General features: G+C 45.5%; 16 protein-coding genes. 4 read left to right on the top strand and 12 right to left on the bottom strand.

Annotated elements, in window-relative coordinates:
- Positions 1-36 precede the first annotated feature (36 nt).
- The 5 genes from ACVBIO_RS10135 to ACVBIO_RS10115 form a co-directional block, all read right to left on the bottom strand.
- A complete protein-coding gene (locus tag ACVBIO_RS10135) occupies positions 37-798 on the bottom strand; it encodes a CsgG/HfaB family protein (protein ID WP_447161496.1) in 762 nt (253 codons plus the stop codon).
- Positions 799-801: 3 nt separating this feature from the next.
- Entirely contained in the window at positions 802-1,188 is a 387-nt protein-coding gene (locus tag ACVBIO_RS10130) for a curli assembly protein CsgF (RefSeq protein ID WP_447161495.1), read from the bottom strand.
- A gap of 10 nt (positions 1,189-1,198) precedes the next feature.
- Complete coding sequence (locus tag ACVBIO_RS10125; protein WP_447161494.1) at positions 1,199-1,594, bottom strand: curli production assembly/transport protein CsgE; 396 nt, start codon at positions 1,592-1,594, stop codon at positions 1,199-1,201.
- Positions 1,595-1,920: 326 nt separating this feature from the next.
- Positions 1,921-2,595, bottom strand: a complete 675-nt coding sequence (ssb, locus tag ACVBIO_RS10120; RefSeq protein ID WP_447172514.1) for a single-stranded DNA-binding protein — start codon at positions 2,593-2,595, stop codon at positions 1,921-1,923.
- A gap of 32 nt (positions 2,596-2,627) precedes the next feature.
- Positions 2,628-3,995 (bottom strand): MFS transporter, encoded by a 1,368-nt coding sequence (locus tag ACVBIO_RS10115; protein WP_447161492.1) that lies wholly within the window; start codon positions 3,993-3,995, stop codon positions 2,628-2,630.
- 265 nt (positions 3,996-4,260) lie between these two features.
- Here ACVBIO_RS10115 and uvrA point away from each other — a divergent pair, with 265 nt between their 5' ends.
- From uvrA to ACVBIO_RS10095, 4 genes are all read left to right on the top strand, one after another.
- The gene (uvrA, locus tag ACVBIO_RS10110; protein WP_447164250.1) at positions 4,261-7,104 is read left to right on the top strand and encodes an excinuclease ABC subunit UvrA; all 2,844 of its coding nucleotides are present in this window, start codon (positions 4,261-4,263) and stop codon (positions 7,102-7,104) included.
- 18 nt (positions 7,105-7,122) lie between these two features.
- A complete protein-coding gene (locus ACVBIO_RS10105; RefSeq protein ID WP_447161490.1) occupies positions 7,123-7,437 on the top strand; it encodes a hypothetical protein in 315 nt (104 codons plus the stop codon).
- Positions 7,438-7,499: 62 nt separating this feature from the next.
- On the top strand, positions 7,500-8,459 hold the full coding sequence (locus tag ACVBIO_RS10100; RefSeq protein WP_447172513.1) for a M28 family peptidase: 960 nt from the start codon (positions 7,500-7,502) through the stop codon (positions 8,457-8,459).
- 226 nt (positions 8,460-8,685) lie between these two features.
- On the top strand, positions 8,686-10,539 hold the full coding sequence (locus tag ACVBIO_RS10095; protein ID WP_447172512.1) for a DEAD/DEAH box helicase: 1,854 nt from the start codon (positions 8,686-8,688) through the stop codon (positions 10,537-10,539).
- Positions 10,540-10,712: 173 nt separating this feature from the next.
- Here the strand turns inward: ACVBIO_RS10095 and ACVBIO_RS10090 are convergent, their stop codons facing one another.
- The 7 genes from ACVBIO_RS10090 to ACVBIO_RS10060 all read right to left on the bottom strand — a co-directional run bounded on the left by ACVBIO_RS10090 (position 10,713) and on the right by ACVBIO_RS10060 (position 17,944).
- Positions 10,713-11,696, bottom strand: a complete 984-nt coding sequence (locus ACVBIO_RS10090) for a DMT family transporter (RefSeq protein ID WP_447172511.1) — start codon at positions 11,694-11,696, stop codon at positions 10,713-10,715.
- Between the two features lie 69 nt (positions 11,697-11,765).
- Positions 11,766-12,029 (bottom strand): cysteine-rich CWC family protein, encoded by a 264-nt coding sequence (locus ACVBIO_RS10085; protein ID WP_447161486.1) that lies wholly within the window; start codon positions 12,027-12,029, stop codon positions 11,766-11,768.
- A 19-nt stretch (positions 12,030-12,048) separates the two neighbouring features.
- Positions 12,049-12,411 carry a GFA family protein gene (locus ACVBIO_RS10080; RefSeq protein ID WP_447161485.1) on the bottom strand — a complete coding sequence of 121 codons (363 nt, stop codon included), beginning with the start codon at positions 12,409-12,411 and terminating at the stop codon, positions 12,049-12,051.
- 69 nt (positions 12,412-12,480) lie between these two features.
- Positions 12,481-13,533 (bottom strand): c-type cytochrome, encoded by a 1,053-nt coding sequence (locus tag ACVBIO_RS10075; protein WP_447172510.1) that lies wholly within the window; start codon positions 13,531-13,533, stop codon positions 12,481-12,483.
- A gap of 9 nt (positions 13,534-13,542) precedes the next feature.
- Positions 13,543-14,118 carry a c-type cytochrome gene (locus ACVBIO_RS10070; protein ID WP_447164247.1) on the bottom strand — a complete coding sequence of 192 codons (576 nt, stop codon included), beginning with the start codon at positions 14,116-14,118 and terminating at the stop codon, positions 13,543-13,545.
- Positions 14,119-14,436: 318 nt separating this feature from the next.
- Positions 14,437-15,327, bottom strand: coding sequence for a methylenetetrahydrofolate reductase (metF, locus tag ACVBIO_RS10065; RefSeq protein WP_447161482.1), 891 nt, complete (start codon positions 15,325-15,327; stop codon positions 14,437-14,439).
- 223 nt (positions 15,328-15,550) lie between these two features.
- Positions 15,551-17,944, bottom strand: a complete 2,394-nt coding sequence (locus tag ACVBIO_RS10060) for a bifunctional aspartate kinase/homoserine dehydrogenase II (RefSeq protein WP_447172509.1) — start codon at positions 17,942-17,944, stop codon at positions 15,551-15,553.
- Between the last annotated feature and the right edge of the window lie 12 nt (positions 17,945-17,956).

Here is a 17,956-nt window from a genome sequence, read left to right as displayed (position 1 = left end):
ACTTAGCAGTGCATTTATTAACAAAATATAAAATACTTATGCGGCCGTCCAGTAGCCCATCTTAACGCCTTTATCAACAAGCTCCGATACCGCTAATTCAATCGCTTGTAGCACACAAAATTGTACCGGCTCATTGGTTGTAAAGCCGACTTCCGCTTCAGCTAAGCGGTTAAGGCTGGTAAAGCGGATCAATCCTGCACGCATTTCCTGAGAAAAGACTCGTTTTGTTGTCGACACTGACATCATGACTTTACCCGTATGTACATCAACAGCACGTAGATAAATGGTCACTTGATCTTCACGATACATTTCTGATGCGCCAATCCCGTAATACTCGACTCCAGCACCACCAGTACTGATATTAGTTTCATAACTAATAATGCCGCCCTCTAATAAAAGTCGAGCATTGGTTAGCTGAGGCACCTCGTCTTTTTTCGTCTTTACAGGTTGTTTTTTAGTAATTTTTCTCTCGGTTAATAGGTTTTGTAGCCCCTCTCTTTCAACCGGAGTGAACCACTTTGAATCAAGCAATGTTTGCACCAGCATAGACGTGGCACCTTGGGTGACAGCTGTCGAGAATGAGCTGACATTTTGCTGAGGCTTATACTGACCCGTTTGATCCCTAAAAGAATAGACCGCAACCGGGATTGGATACTTTGGCCCAGGCTTTGCCATTAAAGCCTGCATGGTTTCGCTAGTTGGATTAAGTTTAGCTTCGGTAATATTCAGTTCAGGCTTTGGAATAAGACTACAGCCCACCAAACCGAGTGCAACAATCAACGTGGTTAACGACTTCATCAGTTACCCTCCATATGTCGGCATTTCAATAACGGTCACTTCACCCGTAAGCAAGTTAGTTATCGTCAACATAACGCCACCACCAATTGATGCAACTTCAATTCTAAAATCGCCCGTGTCATAGGTGCCATCTGTGATTTCACCACTGGCCACACCACGCGTGATGGTGTTCATGATGTTACGTTCAAGGGACTCCTTAAAGCGGGTGACAAAATCTTTTTCGCTCGTACCGGCCGTATGGTCATTTTGCGCATTGGCCTTGTTGAGTAGATAAGAACCGTTCAGCGCAGAGCCACCAAAACTGGGATTAATTGGTGTATAAACCAGCTCTGTTGCTTGGCTAGGGCTCGCTAATAGCAGCCCTATGAGAATTAACATCCTGTTATTCATTATCGTTATCCTAGTATCCGTCAGAACCGTCTGCCAACTCTCCTGTAATCGCATTTGCCCTAACCCGAGCTAAATGATCGATTGTGAGTAAAATAGCCTGCTCTGCTCTTTCTTTTATTGGACTCGCTCTACGTCCAAAATGGGTTTTGTAGATGGTTATCCCATTCACCTCTAGAGTGAGTAAGGTACCCGCTTGTGGGAAGACCGTTTCATATAAAGTGACGTTAAAACCTTGAGTAAAAGGCAGGTCTCGCCAATAGCTTGAATAATAGAAGCTAAAATCTTTCCCAAAACGGGTGAGCGTTCTATCGATAACTAAGCCACTAATTTCAATATCGTTATCTTCAGCAGCGACAGGGAAAGTACAGCAGAAAATCAGTATAAGAATTGAAATTGTTTTCCGCATAACCAGTGCAACCCTTGGGTAGAATTTCTCATTTGAAAACCTGATAACAACACTTAGTCGTACTTAGTCGTCGCCATCCCGCTGCTATAATTTTGAGTTTTCTACACTAGCAGCTATTCCATCTATTTTGATGCCCAAAACGAGACTGTTTGCCACTGGAATATCAAAGGTAGAAAAAAGGCGTAGTACTTTTAGGTACGTTTGTAGAAACGCGAGGTATTAAATCAATGATAAAGGTTCAAAAAAAAGCCCAGCATTTCTGCTGGGCTCAGGGATATTTATCTATATAAAAGCGTCTATTTTTACACTTTTAAAAAATAAGGGATCTAGAACGGGATATCGTCGTCCCAGCCATCATCCAAATCTGGAGTGAAGTTCTGCTGTGGCTGCGGTGCTGGGCGCTGTTGTGGCGCTTGCTGAGGAGCCGGAGTAGACTGTGGCTTAGGTGCATAACCACCTTGCTGTGGAGCTTGTTGTTGCGGCGCAGCCTGCTGGTAACCACTCTGCTGAACAGGTGCTTGTTGTGGCTTAGGTGCATAACCGCCCTGCTGTGGAGCTTGTTGTTGCGGCGCAGGTGCGTATCCACCTTGCTGCTGTGATTGCTGCTGGCCATAACCAGAGTTACCACCTTGTGCCGGAGCGCCACCGCTTTGGTTGCGACTACCTAGCATCTGCATGCTACCACTTTGATCGACAACAACTTCAGTGCTGTAACGATCTTGTCCGCTTTGGTCTTTCCACTTACGTGTTTGTAGCTTGCCTTCAAGATAAACTTGAGAGCCTTTACGTAAATATTCACCAGTGATTTCAGCTAACTTGCCGAACATCACAACACGGTGCCATTCAGTACGCTCCTGCTGTTGACCTTGTTGGTCTTTCCAAGACTCACTTGTCGCCACGGTAATATTGGCTACGGCATTGCCATTCGGCATATAACGTACTTCAGGATCTTGTCCTAAATTGCCCACCAAAATTACTTTATTGACACCACGACTAGCCATTGAAATCTCCTGCGACATTCATTAAATTTTTACTAATTGACAGAGCCTAACACAGCTCTGGCTTCTCTCAAATCGAAATGGTCATCTACTTTTAAATAAGCCACTTTCTCTTCGAGTACAACGATAGCTTCTGACACACCGGCCAATGCCGACAGCTCAGTAGCCATCACCACTGCACTCTGTTTATCGCTCACATTGGCTTCTAATGTGTAACTCTTGAGTAGCACTGGATTTTTCATTCCGAAGGTCAACAAAAACCACAGGCACATTAAGCCTAATGCGACCGCAAATACTCCAGATGCACCGACCAGCTGATAGGCGCCGCCGCCTAATAAACCACCACAAAATGCACCTAAGAATTGACTCGTCGAATAAACCCCCATTGCAGAGCCTTTATCACCAACAGGACAAAACTTGGCAATTAAACTAGGTAGCGATGCCTCAAGGTAGTTAAAACCAGTAAAGAACAACACCACAGCAATGCTTAATACCACTAAATTATTGGCAAACATCGCCATAGAGCCCAGTGCAACCATCATGATAATGAGGGCGACTTGGAACATGCCTTTAGTATTATTGCGCTTAACCCCAATAATAATCAGCGGCACCATCAAGAAAAATGCCCCCATAAAGGCTGGAAAATAGAGCATCCAGTGCTCTTCTTTGGCTAAGCCCGCATCAACCAAGTCTAGCGGCAGCGCCACAAACACAGCGGTTAATACCAGGTGCAAAATAAAAATACCGGCATCGAGTCTAAATAACTGCGGATCAAATAGCATACGCTTCAGCTTTTCAGGCGCGGCAACCGTATCCCCTTTTGGGGCCTGCGAAATCGGGTTAGGCACTAAAAGCTGCACGATAAGCATACCTAACAGCGCAAGCCCAGCCGTCATAAAGAATAAGCCTGACAAGCCTAAATGCTGCGCCACAATGGGCCCAACTAATAAAGACAAGGCAAACGAGAAGCCGATACACATGCCGATAATCGCCATCACCTTGGTGCGTTGCTCATCTCGGGTTAAATCTGCAGCCAAGGCTAAAACAGCGGCGGCAATCGCCCCCATGCCTTGCAAGGCTCGCCCGGCCACTACGCCATAGATAGTGTCGGCATTGGCTGCCACTAGACTGCCAAGAGCAAAGATCAGTAGTCCGATTAAAATAATCGGTTTACGACCAAATTTATCAGATAAGATCCCCATCGGGATTTGCAAAATCGCTTGTGTTAAACCGTATGCGCCAATGGCAATACCCACCCATAAAGGCGAAAAACCTTCTAAGTGTTGTCCATAAAGTGCAAATACAGGCATGATCATAAACAAGCCCATCATTCGCAATCCAAACACACTGGCTAAAGAAAACGCGACTTTTTTCTCTGTTTTGGAAAGTCCGTTGTTGGCCATGGCCCCGCCCTGATCAGTGACTTTAAATTGGTCGCGCAGTTTATCACGAAGTTTTTCAATAGCCCAAAAGTAAAAAGCAAAGATGCAAAGTCAAACCATCTTTTAAACACAGACTTCAGAAAGCTTTGATACCTAATGCCTTTATCTCGGTTTCTTAGAGAGATCTTGGTTCACTCCTACAATTGATAGCCAGTTCTGTCTATTTCCTGTGGCAATTTTGTGAGATACTTAACCACTTTTTTCGGCTTTGAGATCTGAACGCTAGATGGAAAATATTGAAGTACGTGGTGCTCGTACCCACAATCTTAAAAACATCAACCTAACTATTCCTCGCGACAAACTAATTGTCATCACGGGGTTGTCAGGTTCGGGCAAATCTTCTCTTGCTTTTGACACGCTTTATGCAGAAGGCCAACGACGTTATGTCGAGTCATTATCAGCCTATGCACGTCAATTCTTGAGCTTGATGGAAAAGCCTGATGTTGATCATATTGAAGGCTTAAGCCCTGCCATTTCCATCGAACAAAAATCAACGTCTCATAACCCACGCTCAACGGTGGGTACCATTACCGAAATCTACGATTATTTAAGACTGTTGTTTGCCCGCGTAGGTGAACCGCGCTGCCCAACTCATGGCAAGCCTCTAGCGGCTCAAACCGTTAGCCAGATGGTTGATAAAGTGCTTGAGTTACCTGAAGACAGCCGTCAAATGCTGCTTGCGCCGGTAATTAATAACCGCAAGGGTGAACACGTAAAGCTATTAGAGAGCCTATCAGCACAAGGTTATATTCGCGCTCGCATCGACGGCGAAGTCTGTGACTTAAGCGATCCACCAGAGCTTGATCTTCATGTTAAGCACACCATCGAAGTGGTCGTTGACCGCTTTAAAGTCCGCGGTGATATTAAGCAACGTTTAGCCGAGTCGTTTGAAACGGCACTTGAGTTATCTGGTGGCATAGCAAAAATTGCCTGCATGGATCCTGTTGAAGGTAAAGCTAAGCCTGAAGAGCAAGTTTTCTCGGCTAACTTCGCCTGCCCAGTATGTGGTTACTCAATGGCCGAGCTTGAGCCAAGGATCTTCTCGTTTAATAATCCCGCAGGCGCCTGCCAAACATGTGATGGCCTTGGGGTACAACAGTTCTTCGATCCTGAACGCGTGATCACCAACACTGAACTGTCACTTGCTGGCGGAGCGATTAGAGGCTGGGATAGACGTAATTTCTATTACTTCCAAATGCTCACCTCATTAGCCGACCATTATAAGTTTGATATCGAAAAGCCGTTTGAGCAGCTCAGCGATGATGTGCGTAAAATCGTGCTTTATGGTTCAGGTAATCAGAGCATTGCTTTTAGGTACATTAACGATCGCGGCGATGTTGTTGTTAGAAATCATCCTTTCGAAGGGATTTTAAACAATATGGACAGGCGCTACCGTGAGACTGAGTCAAACGCGGTTCGCGATGAACTAACCAAGTTCATTAATACTCAATCGTGCCAAAGTTGTGGTGGTTCACGCCTGCGTGAAGAAGCGCGTAACGTGTTTATTGAAGACTTGAATTTACCGGTGTTAACTCAATGGTCTATTGGCGAAGCCATGAACTATTTTGAAAACCTAGAACTTACCGGTCAGCGCGCACAGATTGCCGATAAAATCTTAAAAGAAGTCCGTGACCGCTTAGGCTTCTTGGTCAATGTGGGCTTGAATTACTTAAGCCTTTCACGCTCTGCCGATACACTTTCAGGTGGTGAAGCGCAGCGTATTCGTCTGGCTAGCCAAATTGGTGCAGGCCTTGTGGGCGTAATGTACGTACTCGATGAACCTTCGATTGGCTTACATCAGCGTGATAACGAGCGTCTATTGCAAACCCTTATTCACCTGCGTGATTTAGGTAATACCGTTATCGTGGTTGAGCATGATGAAGATGCGATTCGTATGGCTGACCATGTTATTGATATCGGCCCAGGTGCTGGTGTGCATGGCGGCCAGGTGATTGGCGAAGGTACGCTGCAAGATCTGCTCAACTGTAAAGAATCTATCACTGGTCAGTACCTTTCTGGTGAAAAGACGATTCACATAAAGACCGAACGCACTCAATACGATCCTGAAAAATTGATTGAGCTATTTGGTGCATCGGGTAACAACCTTAAAGATGTCGATCTGCAAATTCCAGTCGGCTTGTTTACCTGTATCACTGGCGTGTCAGGTTCGGGTAAGTCGACTCTGATTAATGATACTTTTTATAAGATTGCGCACATGCAACTTAATGGTGCAACGGTCGATGAGCCCGCTCCCTATAAAAGCATTGTCGGCATGGATCACTGCGATAAAGTCGTCGATATCGACCAAAGCCCTATCGGCCGCACACCGCGCTCAAATCCTGCCACTTACACGGGTATTTTCACCCCTATTCGTGAACTGTTTGCTGCAACACAGGAATCACGTACTCGCGGTTACCAACCGGGTCGATTCTCTTTCAACGTCAAAGGTGGTCGCTGTGAAGCTTGCCAGGGTGACGGCTTAATTAAAGTTGAAATGCACTTCTTACCCGATGTGTATGTGCCATGTGACAACTGTAAGGGGCAGCGTTATAACCGCGAAACCTTAGATGTGCGCTTTAAAGGTAAAAACATTCACGAAGTGCTGCAGATGACAGTTGAAGAGGCGCGTCCGTTCTTCGATGCGATCCCAGCCGTAGCCCGTAAATTACAAACCTTGATGGATGTGGGCTTGTCTTATATTCGTCTTGGCCAAAGCGCCACCACCCTGTCAGGTGGTGAGGCTCAGCGCGTTAAACTCGCCAAAGAGTTATCTAAACGTGATACCGGTAAAACCTTGTACATTCTTGATGAACCCACTACAGGACTGCACTTTGCCGACATCCAACTTTTATTGGATGTTTTGCATAGACTCAAATCTCATGGCAACACTATCGTGGTGATTGAGCATAATCTCGATGTGATTAAAACTGCAGACTGGATTATCGATCTTGGCCCCGAAGGCGGCTCTGGCGGTGGTACCATCTTAGTTGCCGGTACACCTGAAGAGGTTGCTGAACATACAGAGTCCCATACCGCGCGCTTTTTGAAGCCATTGCTTCAAAAGTCATAAGAACTACAGACTCGCTAAATGCATTTTAGACTTGTTTTTTTAAGCTTAGGCCTAGTGTTTACACTTGGCCTACTGCTTATCGCGGTTATTGATCCCCTATTTGGTAACTGCACTTTACATAAGGCACGAGTGATAAGTAGCGATCAAGAATCCAGTACTATAGCACTGCCGGACGGCAGCGTTGCTCGTGTGCCCGTAGGTAACCTAAAAGAGGAGTCTCTGGTTAACGTTGGCGCAAAACATCGCTTGTTCTCCCAAGTACCTGTTTACAAAATTAAAGCTATCGACCTACCTCAAACCAATAATAATGTCGTCCAGCAACTAAAAATCTAGTCGCTAGTTGCGCCCTTAAAAGCTAATCTCAATATATTGGTTTAATACTTAAGGGCAAATGGATGTTGCGTTTACTGTTATTAATAGCGATTTCAATCACGCTTATCTCTTGTGCTAACCAGCCAAGTTGCAATAAAGCACCAATAATCGATTGGGCCGATACCGCAACGATTTCCGCCGATATCAACACTCTGACCAGCTCAGCGATGTCTGGGCGTAAAACCGGAACACAAGGCGCGGCATTAAGCAGAGCCTTTATTCAAAACCGCTACCAACAGATTGGCCTTAGCCCCTGGCAAGGTCAGTATCAACATCCATTTCACTACCGCCGCTCCTTCAGCGATAAATTAGGTATCAACATGATAGGCTTCGTTGCGGCCAATAATGGCAGTAAGCAATGGCGGATTATTATTGCTCATTACGATCACTTAGGTGGCGATGCTAATCGCTATCACCCTGGCGCCGATGACAATGCATCAGGTGTTGCAGGCTTACTACAGCTTGCACAACAAGCAAAGAGCCAAGGCAGTGAGGTGAACTTGCTATTTGTCGCAACAGATGCAGAAGAGCCAGGGCTTTATGGTGGCTATGCCTTGGTCGAAGCGCTAAAATTGCCCGATACCACACCACAAATTAATCAGATTGAGCTAGCAATTAATTTGGATATGATAGGTCGTCCAAACAGGCATGATGCCATCTATATTGAAGGCTCTCGCCGCTTCGAATCATTCTCTAAGATGCGTAGCGCAATTACACAATATAACCAGATGTGCATTAGAACCCAGCACCCGAGAGCCTTCGACGGTTCGACTATTGCCTTCGACTTCTTAAGAGCCTCTGATCATTACCCACTGCATAAAGCTGGAATACCTTGGCTATATTTTGGTGTACCGGCACACCGCGATTACCATCAAACCACCGATACTGCCGATAATTTAGATGTTAACTTTATTGCATCTGTTAGTGAATCAGCCTACCAACTGCTAAAAATTGATAGCTTACTGCTAAGAAATGCTCACTAATGTGAACAAAGAATGATTTATTGGTTAACACAAGTACTTAATTGGCCTACTATTTGCTATGGAATTAGATAAAGAACTAAGGATTAATTGGTATTACCAATTGTAGCCTGCTATACTAGTCGGCTTACTGATACGTTTTCAGTGCGGGAAGTCGACACGGGGTTGATTTTCTGTCTTAAACATCGGCACATTCCAAGTGCTCTGCTATTCCACAAGGCTACAACCCATGTCATCCAATGAAAAAACTTTCCGCGAACTCGGTCTAAACGAGTCTTTAGTGCGTGCTCTTGACGATCTTGGTTATGAAAAACCAACACCGATCCAAGCCGCAAGTATCGAGCCTCTTATGGCGAGTAAAGATATTTTAGGTCAAGCGCAAACTGGTACTGGTAAAACAGGTGCTTTCGCACTTCCTTTGCTAAACAGCATTGATCCAAATACTAATGCACCACAAATTCTAGTGCTAGCACCAACACGTGAACTTGCCGTTCAGGTTGCTGAAGCATTCGCTAGCTACGCAAAATACATGAAAGGCCTACACGTTCTGCCAATTTACGGTGGACAAAGCATGCAACAGCAGTTAAATGCATTGCGTCGTGGCCCTCAAATCATCGTTGGTACTCCAGGCCGTGTTATGGACCATATGCGTCGTGGCACACTAAAGCTTGATACATTAAAAGCAATGGTACTTGACGAAGCTGACGAAATGTTAAAAATGGGCTTCATCGATGATATCGAATGGATCCTTGAGCACACGCCTAAGACTCGCCAACTAGCGCTATTCTCGGCAACTATGCCTGAGCAAATTAAGCGTGTTGCGAACAAATATTTAGATAACCCTGTTCACGTTAAAATCGCGGCAACAACTTCTACAGTTGAAACCATCGAGCAACGTTTTGTTCAGGTTTCTCAACACAACAAACTTGAAGCACTAGTACGTGTTTTAGAAGTTGAAAAAACTGAAGGTATTATTATCTTCGTACGTACTCGTAATAGCTGTGTTGAACTAGCTGAAAAGTTAGAAGCACGCGGTTATGCATCTTCACCACTACACGGTGACATGAATCAGCAAGCACGTGAGCGAGCTATTGACCAACTTAAACGTGGCCAACTAGACATCATTATTGCTACTGACGTTGCTGCACGTGGTCTTGACGTTGAGCGTATTGGACACGTAGTTAACTACGACATCCCATATGATACTGAAGCTTATGTTCACCGTATTGGCCGTACTGGCCGTGCTGGTCGTACAGGTATGGCGATTCTTTTTGTTACACACCGTGAAATGCGTATGCTACGCACTATCGAGCGTGCAACTAACAGCCGTATCGCTCCAATGGACGTACCAAGCCCTGAGACAGTAACTGAGCGTCGTCTTTCTCGCCTAGGTGAGCAAGTAGCTGAAATTATCTCTCAAGATTTAGAGTTCATGAAAGGCGCAGTGGCAACACTTTGTCAGCAATTAGAAGTCGATACAGACATACTTGCTGCAGCACTACTTAAGCAAGTGCAAAAAGATCGTCCATTGCAACTCCATACAATGAACGAGCGTCAACGTGATAGCCGTGATGACCGTAATTCACGTGACCGTGATGACCGTGGTTCTCGTGATCGCAATGACCGTGGTCCACGTGATCGCAGTGACCGTCCACGTCGTGAGTCTCGCCCAACACCTTCAAACCTAGGTGCAGCGGATTCATTGAAGGACAACCCAGATGTTAAGATGTGTCGTTACATCATCGATGTGGGTCGTGACAATGGTGTTGGTGTAGGTAACATTGTTGGCGCTGTTGCTAACGAAGCGAACATCGACAGCCGTTACATTGGTCAAATCCAATTGTTCGACCAAGTGACTGCAATTGACTTGCCAGATGGCATGCCAAAAGAAGTGTTACAGCACCTTAAGAAAGTGCGTGTTTGTGGTCGTCCACTAAACATCCGTGAAGCTGCTGGTGAGAAGTTTGAAAACACTTCAGGTGGCGATAGCCGTCCACCACGTCGCCCACGTACTTCATCAAGCGACCGTCGTCCTTCTGGTGACAGAAAGCCGCACCGTAAAGGTCCAAAAGACGCTGAATAAGTCTAACGAGCTGCAACCTCTGTTGCAGCCAAACTAGACATAAAGAAAAGGAGCCATTAGGCTCCTTTTTTGTTTTTAAACCCTAACGTCTCTAGGTAGCACAAATAACCCAAGCCCGTTATAAAGAGCAAAAAAAGCCACACCCATTAAATTAGCTTAATTATTTCAATAACTTAAGCTCTTGCTTGAACTTGCCTTAACGCCCTGTGTTTTTGCCAGATGGGAGACAGCTGCACCGCAATCACCGATACGACAATCATGACTATCCCAGTAAACGATAACGGGTCGATAAATGCCCCTTTTATCAAATCGCTCCACCAACCTAAACTCACTACCACCGCCGTTAAGCCTAAGCTGAGTACTGGAGTTAGTGCCAACATGGCGCTCACCTGCCCTGTAGGCCAGTACTTCATCGATTGCCCAAAACAGCCATAGGCTATCAAAGTGTTGATGGCACAGAAGATGGCTATCGCCCATTCGCTAGAGTTCATGCGAGCAAACTGGCTTAAGTCACTAAAAGGAGCCATGGCAAAAATACCAAAGAGGTAGATAAACAAGAGAATGTTATTCGGCGATAAGCGTTTAATCATCGACTTTTGAATTAGCGCATAGCTAGCCCAAGACAGCACTGAAAACTGAACAATCAATACCCCTTTCCATACTTCTGACGACCCAGATCCTGACAAGTCAGAGTTTGAAAAGCCTAAATAGGGATGAAAGAACATCAACATGCCTAAAGCCAGTGTGGCAAAGCAGCTAAGTTGTATCGCATTTAGGCGCTCTTTAAAAAATAACACACCACCAAATGCGAGAAAGAAAGGCGCAGTTTGAAAGTTAAGTTGAGCTGAACCAGGCGCCAGATACTTAAGCGAGTAAACAAAAGAGACGTAGTTAAAAATTAACAACACACCAGCCAGAACCAGCTTGAGCCAAGACCGCTTATCGAGCCCCTTAAATTGTTTGATGCTGCCACTGAAGTATTGAATGGCAAAACTGACCACTAGGGCAACCAAAAAGCGGAACCACGTTAAGGTAACGGCATCAATAAATTGACCAGATAACTTAAGTGCTATCGGCAAAATGCCCCAAAAAAGTACGGCGACTGAAATAAAGATAAAACCGAGTTTAAACTCTGAGCGCTGAGTTAGCGGATCCATGGGATATGGCTCGTTGCAGGAATAGAAGATCGCAAATAGTGCCTCATTGATCCCTATCGGTCTAGTGGGCTAATCGATTCTCTTATAGAGATGACTGTCTTTGTCTTGCAGCGCTTTAAGCTTCAGCAGACAAGACTCACAAATACAATCAGTTCCAGTTAAACTTGCCAGCTCATCCGCGGCTAAAATATGCGTTAATAAACGCTTATCTGGAAACTCTTGTTTACTGCACCAACATTGCTCTATACCTGTACCAGTTTGCGCAGCACAATGATTAAATCCCTGACATAGAGGGCAGCGGTTATCGCTATCGAGTGGGGCTTGATGACTCATTGAGGTGAACTCACTAGTGTTAACGGTCTGCAGGATGGTTAATTCCATCCATTAGCGGGATATCGCCAAGATTATAGGGGTTAATCCCCTCAATACAAGCCACGTTCACACCAAATTGCTTAGGGTTTGAGCGGCGTTGGTGATGAGTATAGATCCCACAGATCCGACAAAAATAATGCTTCGCCGTTAACGTATTAAACTGGTAGAGCGATAATTTCTCAGCCCCCTTAATAATCGTTATACCGTCGAGTGATGCTGACGTAACCACCGCTCCCCTTCTGCGGCACATAGAACAATCACAACGGCGCAAGTCTACAAGGCCATCCGGTAAATTCAGTTCTAGTTCTACTTCGCCGCAATGGCAACTGACTTTATATTGCATCGTGCTCTCCCTATAATACAAAGTCAAAGCGGGCTCAAATCTCGAGCCCTGCAATGCTGAAGGTGAGTATTATTCGCCTTTTTTAGGGTTATTGATAAAAGATTTGCTACCTAGTACCGCTTGCCCATCAACACTCTGACCATAGTAACCTTGGTGCATATGGTACTCTTGTTTCAGCTTGCCAATATCGCCTTTAAAACGTGGATCTTGTGGCCGCTCATGAGAGTTAATATAGGCCGCGACATCCCAGGCTTGTTGATTGGTGAGCTGAATACTCTTACCAAACGGCATATTTTCGTAGATGAAGTAAGCCGCAGTATTTACTCTATGCATGCCAGCGCCCCAATTAAAGCTCTGCGGCCCCCATATTGGCGGTAGAGAATACACTCCTGCAGTCTCATAGCCTTGACCATCTACATTGTGGCAAGACTGACAGTGAGCCTGGTAAACCGCTTTTCCACGCTCGGGCGAGTAAGCTTGCTCTGGTGCCGGAATTTTAGGATAGGCTCTGCCTGGCAAATTGGCGCGCTGCTCAAGTGTCATCGCATTTTTGACCGCCGCAGGGAATGGAAAATCATCGCGCTTACCTCCCTTTAATAGCTCAGCATCACTTAACTCTGGTACCTTAGCAGAAAGACCCGCCATATCCATTAGCCCCCCCATCCCCAACCAATAAGAATACGCAGACAAGGCAACTAAGTCTTCGCTGCCCGAAGCTGGCGGCTTGCCATTCATAGAATAAGTAAAGCAGCCTTGGAGACGATCTTGATAGGTTTTCACTTTGTCGTTTTTCTTACGATAGGCAGGATAGGCAAAGTAAGCTGCCCATATGGGAGCGGCGTTCGCTTTACGACCCGCATCCATATGACAGTTTGAGCAATTAAGCTCATTACCTACATATTGGCCGCGCATCTGTTGTGAATTAACAAAAAGCTGATAACCTCGGCGAACTTTGTCGCCAAATGCGCCTTGTGGAATACTCGTCAAAGGACGTGGAACCAGGTATTGCTGGCCCTCTTTTTTGGCTGAGGCATCAAGCTCTGCTTGCTTATCGGGTAAAGTTTCAGCTTGAGCAGCAAAATTAAAGGCGAGTAAAAGCAAACTTAATTGAGCTATTTTCATGGTTTGCTCCTATTTCAATGTGGCAAAATATTGTGCTAATGCGTCAATTTCGGCAGCTGTGAGCTTATCAGCAACGGTGCCCATCACGTTATCCTGATCGCCACTACGCGTACCATTTTGCCAGGCTAACAGCTGACTTTTAAGGTAAGAAGCCTGTTGACCAGCTAAACGTGGAAACTCAGCAATGCCTAGACCTGATGGCCCATGACAAGTCACGCAAGCTGGAATAGTACGACTCCAATCCCCTTGGTAAACGAGCCTCTCGGTAGGGTCCGTATAACTCACTATCTCCCCTCTAATGTGCGGAGTTACTACAGGAGCATCTTGCGCTGCAAAGTAATCGGCAACCTCTTTAATCGCTGGGCCTTGAACTGTCATCGCCATCGGTGCCATAGTCGTATTTTGTCTTTTACCAGATTGAAACAGTACTATTTGGTTCACAATATAGTCTGCTGAAAGGCCGGCTAGCCTCGGCCCTAGTGGCTCAACGCCTTGACCTTGCGGGCCGTGGCAGCTACCACATAACGCTGCCGAAGGCGGCATAGCAGCGTAAGTTGATGAGCTCAGCATCAGTAAAGATGCCATTATTAATCCACTTTTCATTATCATACCTCACTGTTTTTTATATAAATAACAGTAGCAGCTTTAGCTAAGATTACTCACTGTAGATTGAAAAATATCATAATAATATGACAGCGAGGCTCTAGAGTGCGGCAATATGCTGCGCCACCGCCTCTTATCACCAGTAAGTGATAGCGAGCAGACAGCTTTCATATGCATGAATAACAAAGCTCAGAGAAAGCTTGCTGTAAAACTTAACGCTCTAATACCATCCATAAACAGCATAAAAAAACCAACAGCCTAGGCTATTGGTTCAGTTTATTGCTCTAATTAATTATCTGTTTATTGACCTGGACGAACCCCTAACGTGTGGCAAATTGCGTAGGTGAGTTCGGCACGGTTTAATGTATAGAAGTGGAAGTCTTTAACGCCTTCACGAGATAAGACTTTAACCATATCAATCGCCACGTTAGCACCAACCATCTGACGAGTGGTTGCATCATCTTCTAGGCCTTCAAACTGACGGTGTAACCAGCTTGGAATTGAAACGTTAGTCATCGCCGCAAAGCGTTTAGTTTGATTGAAATTAGTGACAGGTAATATGCCTGGGACGATTTCAGCGTCGATGCCTGCCGCCGCGCAGCGGTCACGAAAACGCAAATATGACTCTACATCGAAGAAAAACTGAGTAATGGCACGGTTAGCTCCGGCATCAATTTTCTTTTTCAAGTGGATCAAGTCGGCTTGAGCATTGCTCGCATCAGGGTGCACCTCAGGGTACGCAGCAACTGAAATATCAAAGTCAGCAACTGAGCGCAGTAAGCGAACAAGATCGTTAGCAAAGCGCGTTGGCTTTGCGCTTCCCTCTGGCAAGTCACCGCGAAGGGCTACAATGTCACGAATACCGCTGTTCCAGTAATGCTTAGCCAGTTCTTTTAACTCTTCGTCACTCGCGTCAACTAACGTTAAATGCGGTGCAGCCACTAAGTCGGTTTCTTTTTGAATACGTTCTATCACGCCGTGGGTTCTATCACGAACGCCAGAGTTGGCACCGTAAGTTACAGAAACAAACTTAGGGTTTAATGGCTCTAAACGACGAATAGAGTTCCAAAGTAACTTTTCCATCTCTGGAGTTGAAGGCGGGAAAAATTCAAAAGAAACGTTAATGTCACCATTTAGCTCAGATAGGCTCTGGTTTAATGATGTTGCATGTTGTGCGTGATGAAAACCCATTTCTACTTCCTCAACTTCAGCATTAGATTGCAATCCGAAACAGACGTTTGGACGTCTATATGTCCATATACTAGAGAAACTGAGAGTGAAGTCAAGCGCAAAAAGCAGGCAAGTGAGTTTTTTTCTTGAGACAGTAAAAAATCCGCCTTTTGAACAAGATGGTTTAGAGCTGAAAATAAAAAAGGACTCAAACGAGTCCTTTGTAACAGCAAAAATGTGAACATTATTCTTGCAGCAAATCTCTGCAAATATGCGCTAGGTCCGACTGCACGGCAGCAGCTGTGACTAAGCGACCCGCACCCGGCCCACGAATTATCAATGGGTTATCTTGGTAGAACTCGCTACGGATCACGAACACGTTATCGCCTGGTGTTAGGTTAGCGTAAGGGTGACTATTATCAACCCATTGTAAGCTCACCTCAGCCTTTAGCTTGCCATCCACCTTATCTAAAGAAGCCACATATCTCAGAACTTTATCTTGCTCTGCTGCAGCCTCAAACTGTTGCTGCATATCTTCATCTAACTCGCAAATTCGCGACAAAAACTGCTCTAGCGGCAATTCAGCCAAGTTAGCAGGTACCAAAGACTTAAGTTCGATATCTTCTAGCTCAATCTCAAAGCCTATTTCACGGGCTAAGATCAGTAGTTTACGTTGCATATCACGGCCAGATAAATCATCCCTAGGGTCTGGTTCAGTGATCCCTAAGCCCCTCGCCTCAATAACCAATTCCGAGAAAGGTTTCTTCGCATCAAAGTTTTCAAATAACCAACAAAGTGTGCCAGAGAAGATCCCACCAACCGCCTCTATGCTGTCACCACTATTATGCAGATCGTTTAAGGCATGTTGCACAGGTAAACCTGCACCACAACTGGCGTTATAACGCCAAAACAGGCGACGATTATCCAGTTGCTGCTTAAGCTCTCGGTAAAAAGGTAATGGACCTGATCCTGCAAGTTTATTAGCACTTACAACATGTATTCCGCGGGCAAAAAACTCTGGATATTGCAGAGTTAAATCAGCGCTGGCACTAATATCGAGCGCAATAACTTCATCACACTCCAGCTCATGTACCTCATCAAATAAGTGACTATATTGCCAAGGCGTCGCATGCTCTTCAAAAACCTGTTTCCAAGTATCAAGCTCAATACCTTCATCGCTAATTAGTGCCTTGCGTGAGCTCACTAAACCAACAAGCTCAACACTGGCTTCTAACTCTTTATTAAGCGCCGCCTGGGCATTGCTAAACAGATCGACCCAAGCTTCACCAATATTGCCCACCCCTAGCAATAGCACACCAATGCGCTTACGTGGACCGGCGCAGCGACGATGAACTTTTTGCGTTAGCAGGTTAACTTGCCCTTGCGGCACTAATGTCACGAGACTCATGCCATCGTTAAATAGTGGTCTGGCGTTACGGCTCAATAATCTGGCAAATCCACGACGGTAAAGGTTTGCATCGGCGCTGACTAACGCAACTAGGCCTAAGTCTTCGGTGATCTTAATATTACTCACAGCTAATGCTTCACGATTAACATCAAGCAAAGCTAACACTTGCTTCTGGTTTTCAAGCGTTACGGTCAACTCAATTCGGTTTTGCCCAAGCTCCCAATGAGCAAGTGGGCTCAAGCCTGTTTCTTCAAGCAAGGCGATAAACTGTTTAAAATCGCTCTTCAGCTCAAGATTAAACGAGGCAACGCTACTTAAGTTTGTCACCACTGGCGCACTTGCCGAAGAACTCTTAGGTGCAATCAAGGTAAAGTCTGTGTGGGAGGCGTAACTTGAACGCACAGCCAGACTCACTTGGGTATCAAATAGTGGCTGCAAAGTACGATTATGCAGTACCGGTGAGCCTAAATGGGCTAAACGGTTTGCCTCAGCAAGTGAAAGACTACTCAGCAACTTTGCATCGTTGATCTTATTCGGATCGGCGTTAAATACCCCTTCAACGTCGGTCCAAATCGTGACCCGCTCAATATCCGCTAAGCTAGCAATCAAGGTGGCACTAAAATCAGAGCCATTACGCCCTAACAGTAAGGTATCACCACGCTCATTAGCGCAGATAAACCCCGTAATAATTAGCCGCTCATTTGGGTGTGCTTCGGTCATCAGATGCACACGCTCGCGAGACTCTTGCAAGCGAATTTGCGGCACTGCGCCCTCATCAGCAATCAGTAAGGTGCGAGCATCGACATCCGACGCCGCAACCCCTGACTCGCGCAGCAATGCAGCTAATAGGCGCGCTGACCAACGCTCACCAAAGCTGACTACCTGGCTGCTCTGATAGTCATTAATTGACTCTATCGACAATAGACTGATCAGCTGAGATTTATCGGTAGATAAACGCTCTCTTAAAGAACGTGCCTGCTCATTTGAGAGCAATTGCTCAATCAAATTTTGCTGGAAGCTAATGAGTGTCTGCAGCTCTTCTTGCCACAACTGTTTAGTGCTACTTAATTCGAGCAACTTATACAGGAAATTAGTACTTTTACCGGCAGCTGACACCACAACTAAATCGTCGCTGTGGCCATGCGTCAGCAAAATATGAGCAACGCGACGGTAACAGTCTGCATCCGCTAGACTTGAGCCACCAAATTTATGTAAGTGACAGCGTGCCATCGTATACCCCTT

This window comes from Shewanella sp. 0m-8 (genome assembly GCF_052977265.1).
The sequence above is the reverse complement of the archived record's forward strand: the minus strand, read 5'-3'. Positions and strand labels throughout refer to the sequence as shown.

Excerpts from the sequence above, each read along its gene's own strand:
- ACVBIO_RS10135 (WP_447161496.1), bottom strand. The coding sequence starts at position 798 with ATGAAGTCGTTAACCACGTTGATTGTTGCACTCGGTTTGGTGGGCTGT.
- ACVBIO_RS10130 (WP_447161495.1), bottom strand. The coding sequence starts at position 1,188 with ATGAATAACAGGATGTTAATTCTCATAGGGCTGCTATTAGCGAGCCCT.
- ACVBIO_RS10125 (WP_447161494.1), bottom strand. The coding sequence starts at position 1,594 with ATGCGGAAAACAATTTCAATTCTTATACTGATTTTCTGCTGTACTTTC.
- ssb (WP_447172514.1), bottom strand. The coding sequence starts at position 2,595 with ATGGCTAGTCGTGGTGTCAATAAAGTAATTTTGGTGGGCAATTTAGGA.
- ACVBIO_RS10115 (WP_447161492.1), bottom strand. The coding sequence starts at position 3,995 with ATGGCCAACAACGGACTTTCCAAAACAGAGAAAAAAGTCGCGTTTTCT.
- uvrA (WP_447164250.1), top strand. The coding sequence starts at position 4,261 with ATGGAAAATATTGAAGTACGTGGTGCTCGTACCCACAATCTTAAAAAC.
- ACVBIO_RS10105 (WP_447161490.1), top strand. The coding sequence starts at position 7,123 with ATGCATTTTAGACTTGTTTTTTTAAGCTTAGGCCTAGTGTTTACACTT.
- ACVBIO_RS10100 (WP_447172513.1), top strand. The coding sequence starts at position 7,500 with ATGTTGCGTTTACTGTTATTAATAGCGATTTCAATCACGCTTATCTCT.
- ACVBIO_RS10095 (WP_447172512.1), top strand. The coding sequence starts at position 8,686 with ATGTCATCCAATGAAAAAACTTTCCGCGAACTCGGTCTAAACGAGTCT.
- ACVBIO_RS10090 (WP_447172511.1), bottom strand. The coding sequence starts at position 11,696 with ATGGATCCGCTAACTCAGCGCTCAGAGTTTAAACTCGGTTTTATCTTT.
- ACVBIO_RS10085 (WP_447161486.1), bottom strand. The coding sequence starts at position 12,029 with ATGAGTCATCAAGCCCCACTCGATAGCGATAACCGCTGCCCTCTATGT.
- ACVBIO_RS10080 (WP_447161485.1), bottom strand. The coding sequence starts at position 12,411 with ATGCAATATAAAGTCAGTTGCCATTGCGGCGAAGTAGAACTAGAACTG.
- ACVBIO_RS10075 (WP_447172510.1), bottom strand. The coding sequence starts at position 13,533 with ATGAAAATAGCTCAATTAAGTTTGCTTTTACTCGCCTTTAATTTTGCT.
- ACVBIO_RS10070 (WP_447164247.1), bottom strand. The coding sequence starts at position 14,118 with ATGGCATCTTTACTGATGCTGAGCTCATCAACTTACGCTGCTATGCCG.
- metF (WP_447161482.1), bottom strand. The coding sequence starts at position 15,327 with ATGGGTTTTCATCACGCACAACATGCAACATCATTAAACCAGAGCCTA.
- ACVBIO_RS10060 (WP_447172509.1), bottom strand. The coding sequence starts at position 17,944 with ATGGCACGCTGTCACTTACATAAATTTGGTGGCTCAAGTCTAGCGGAT.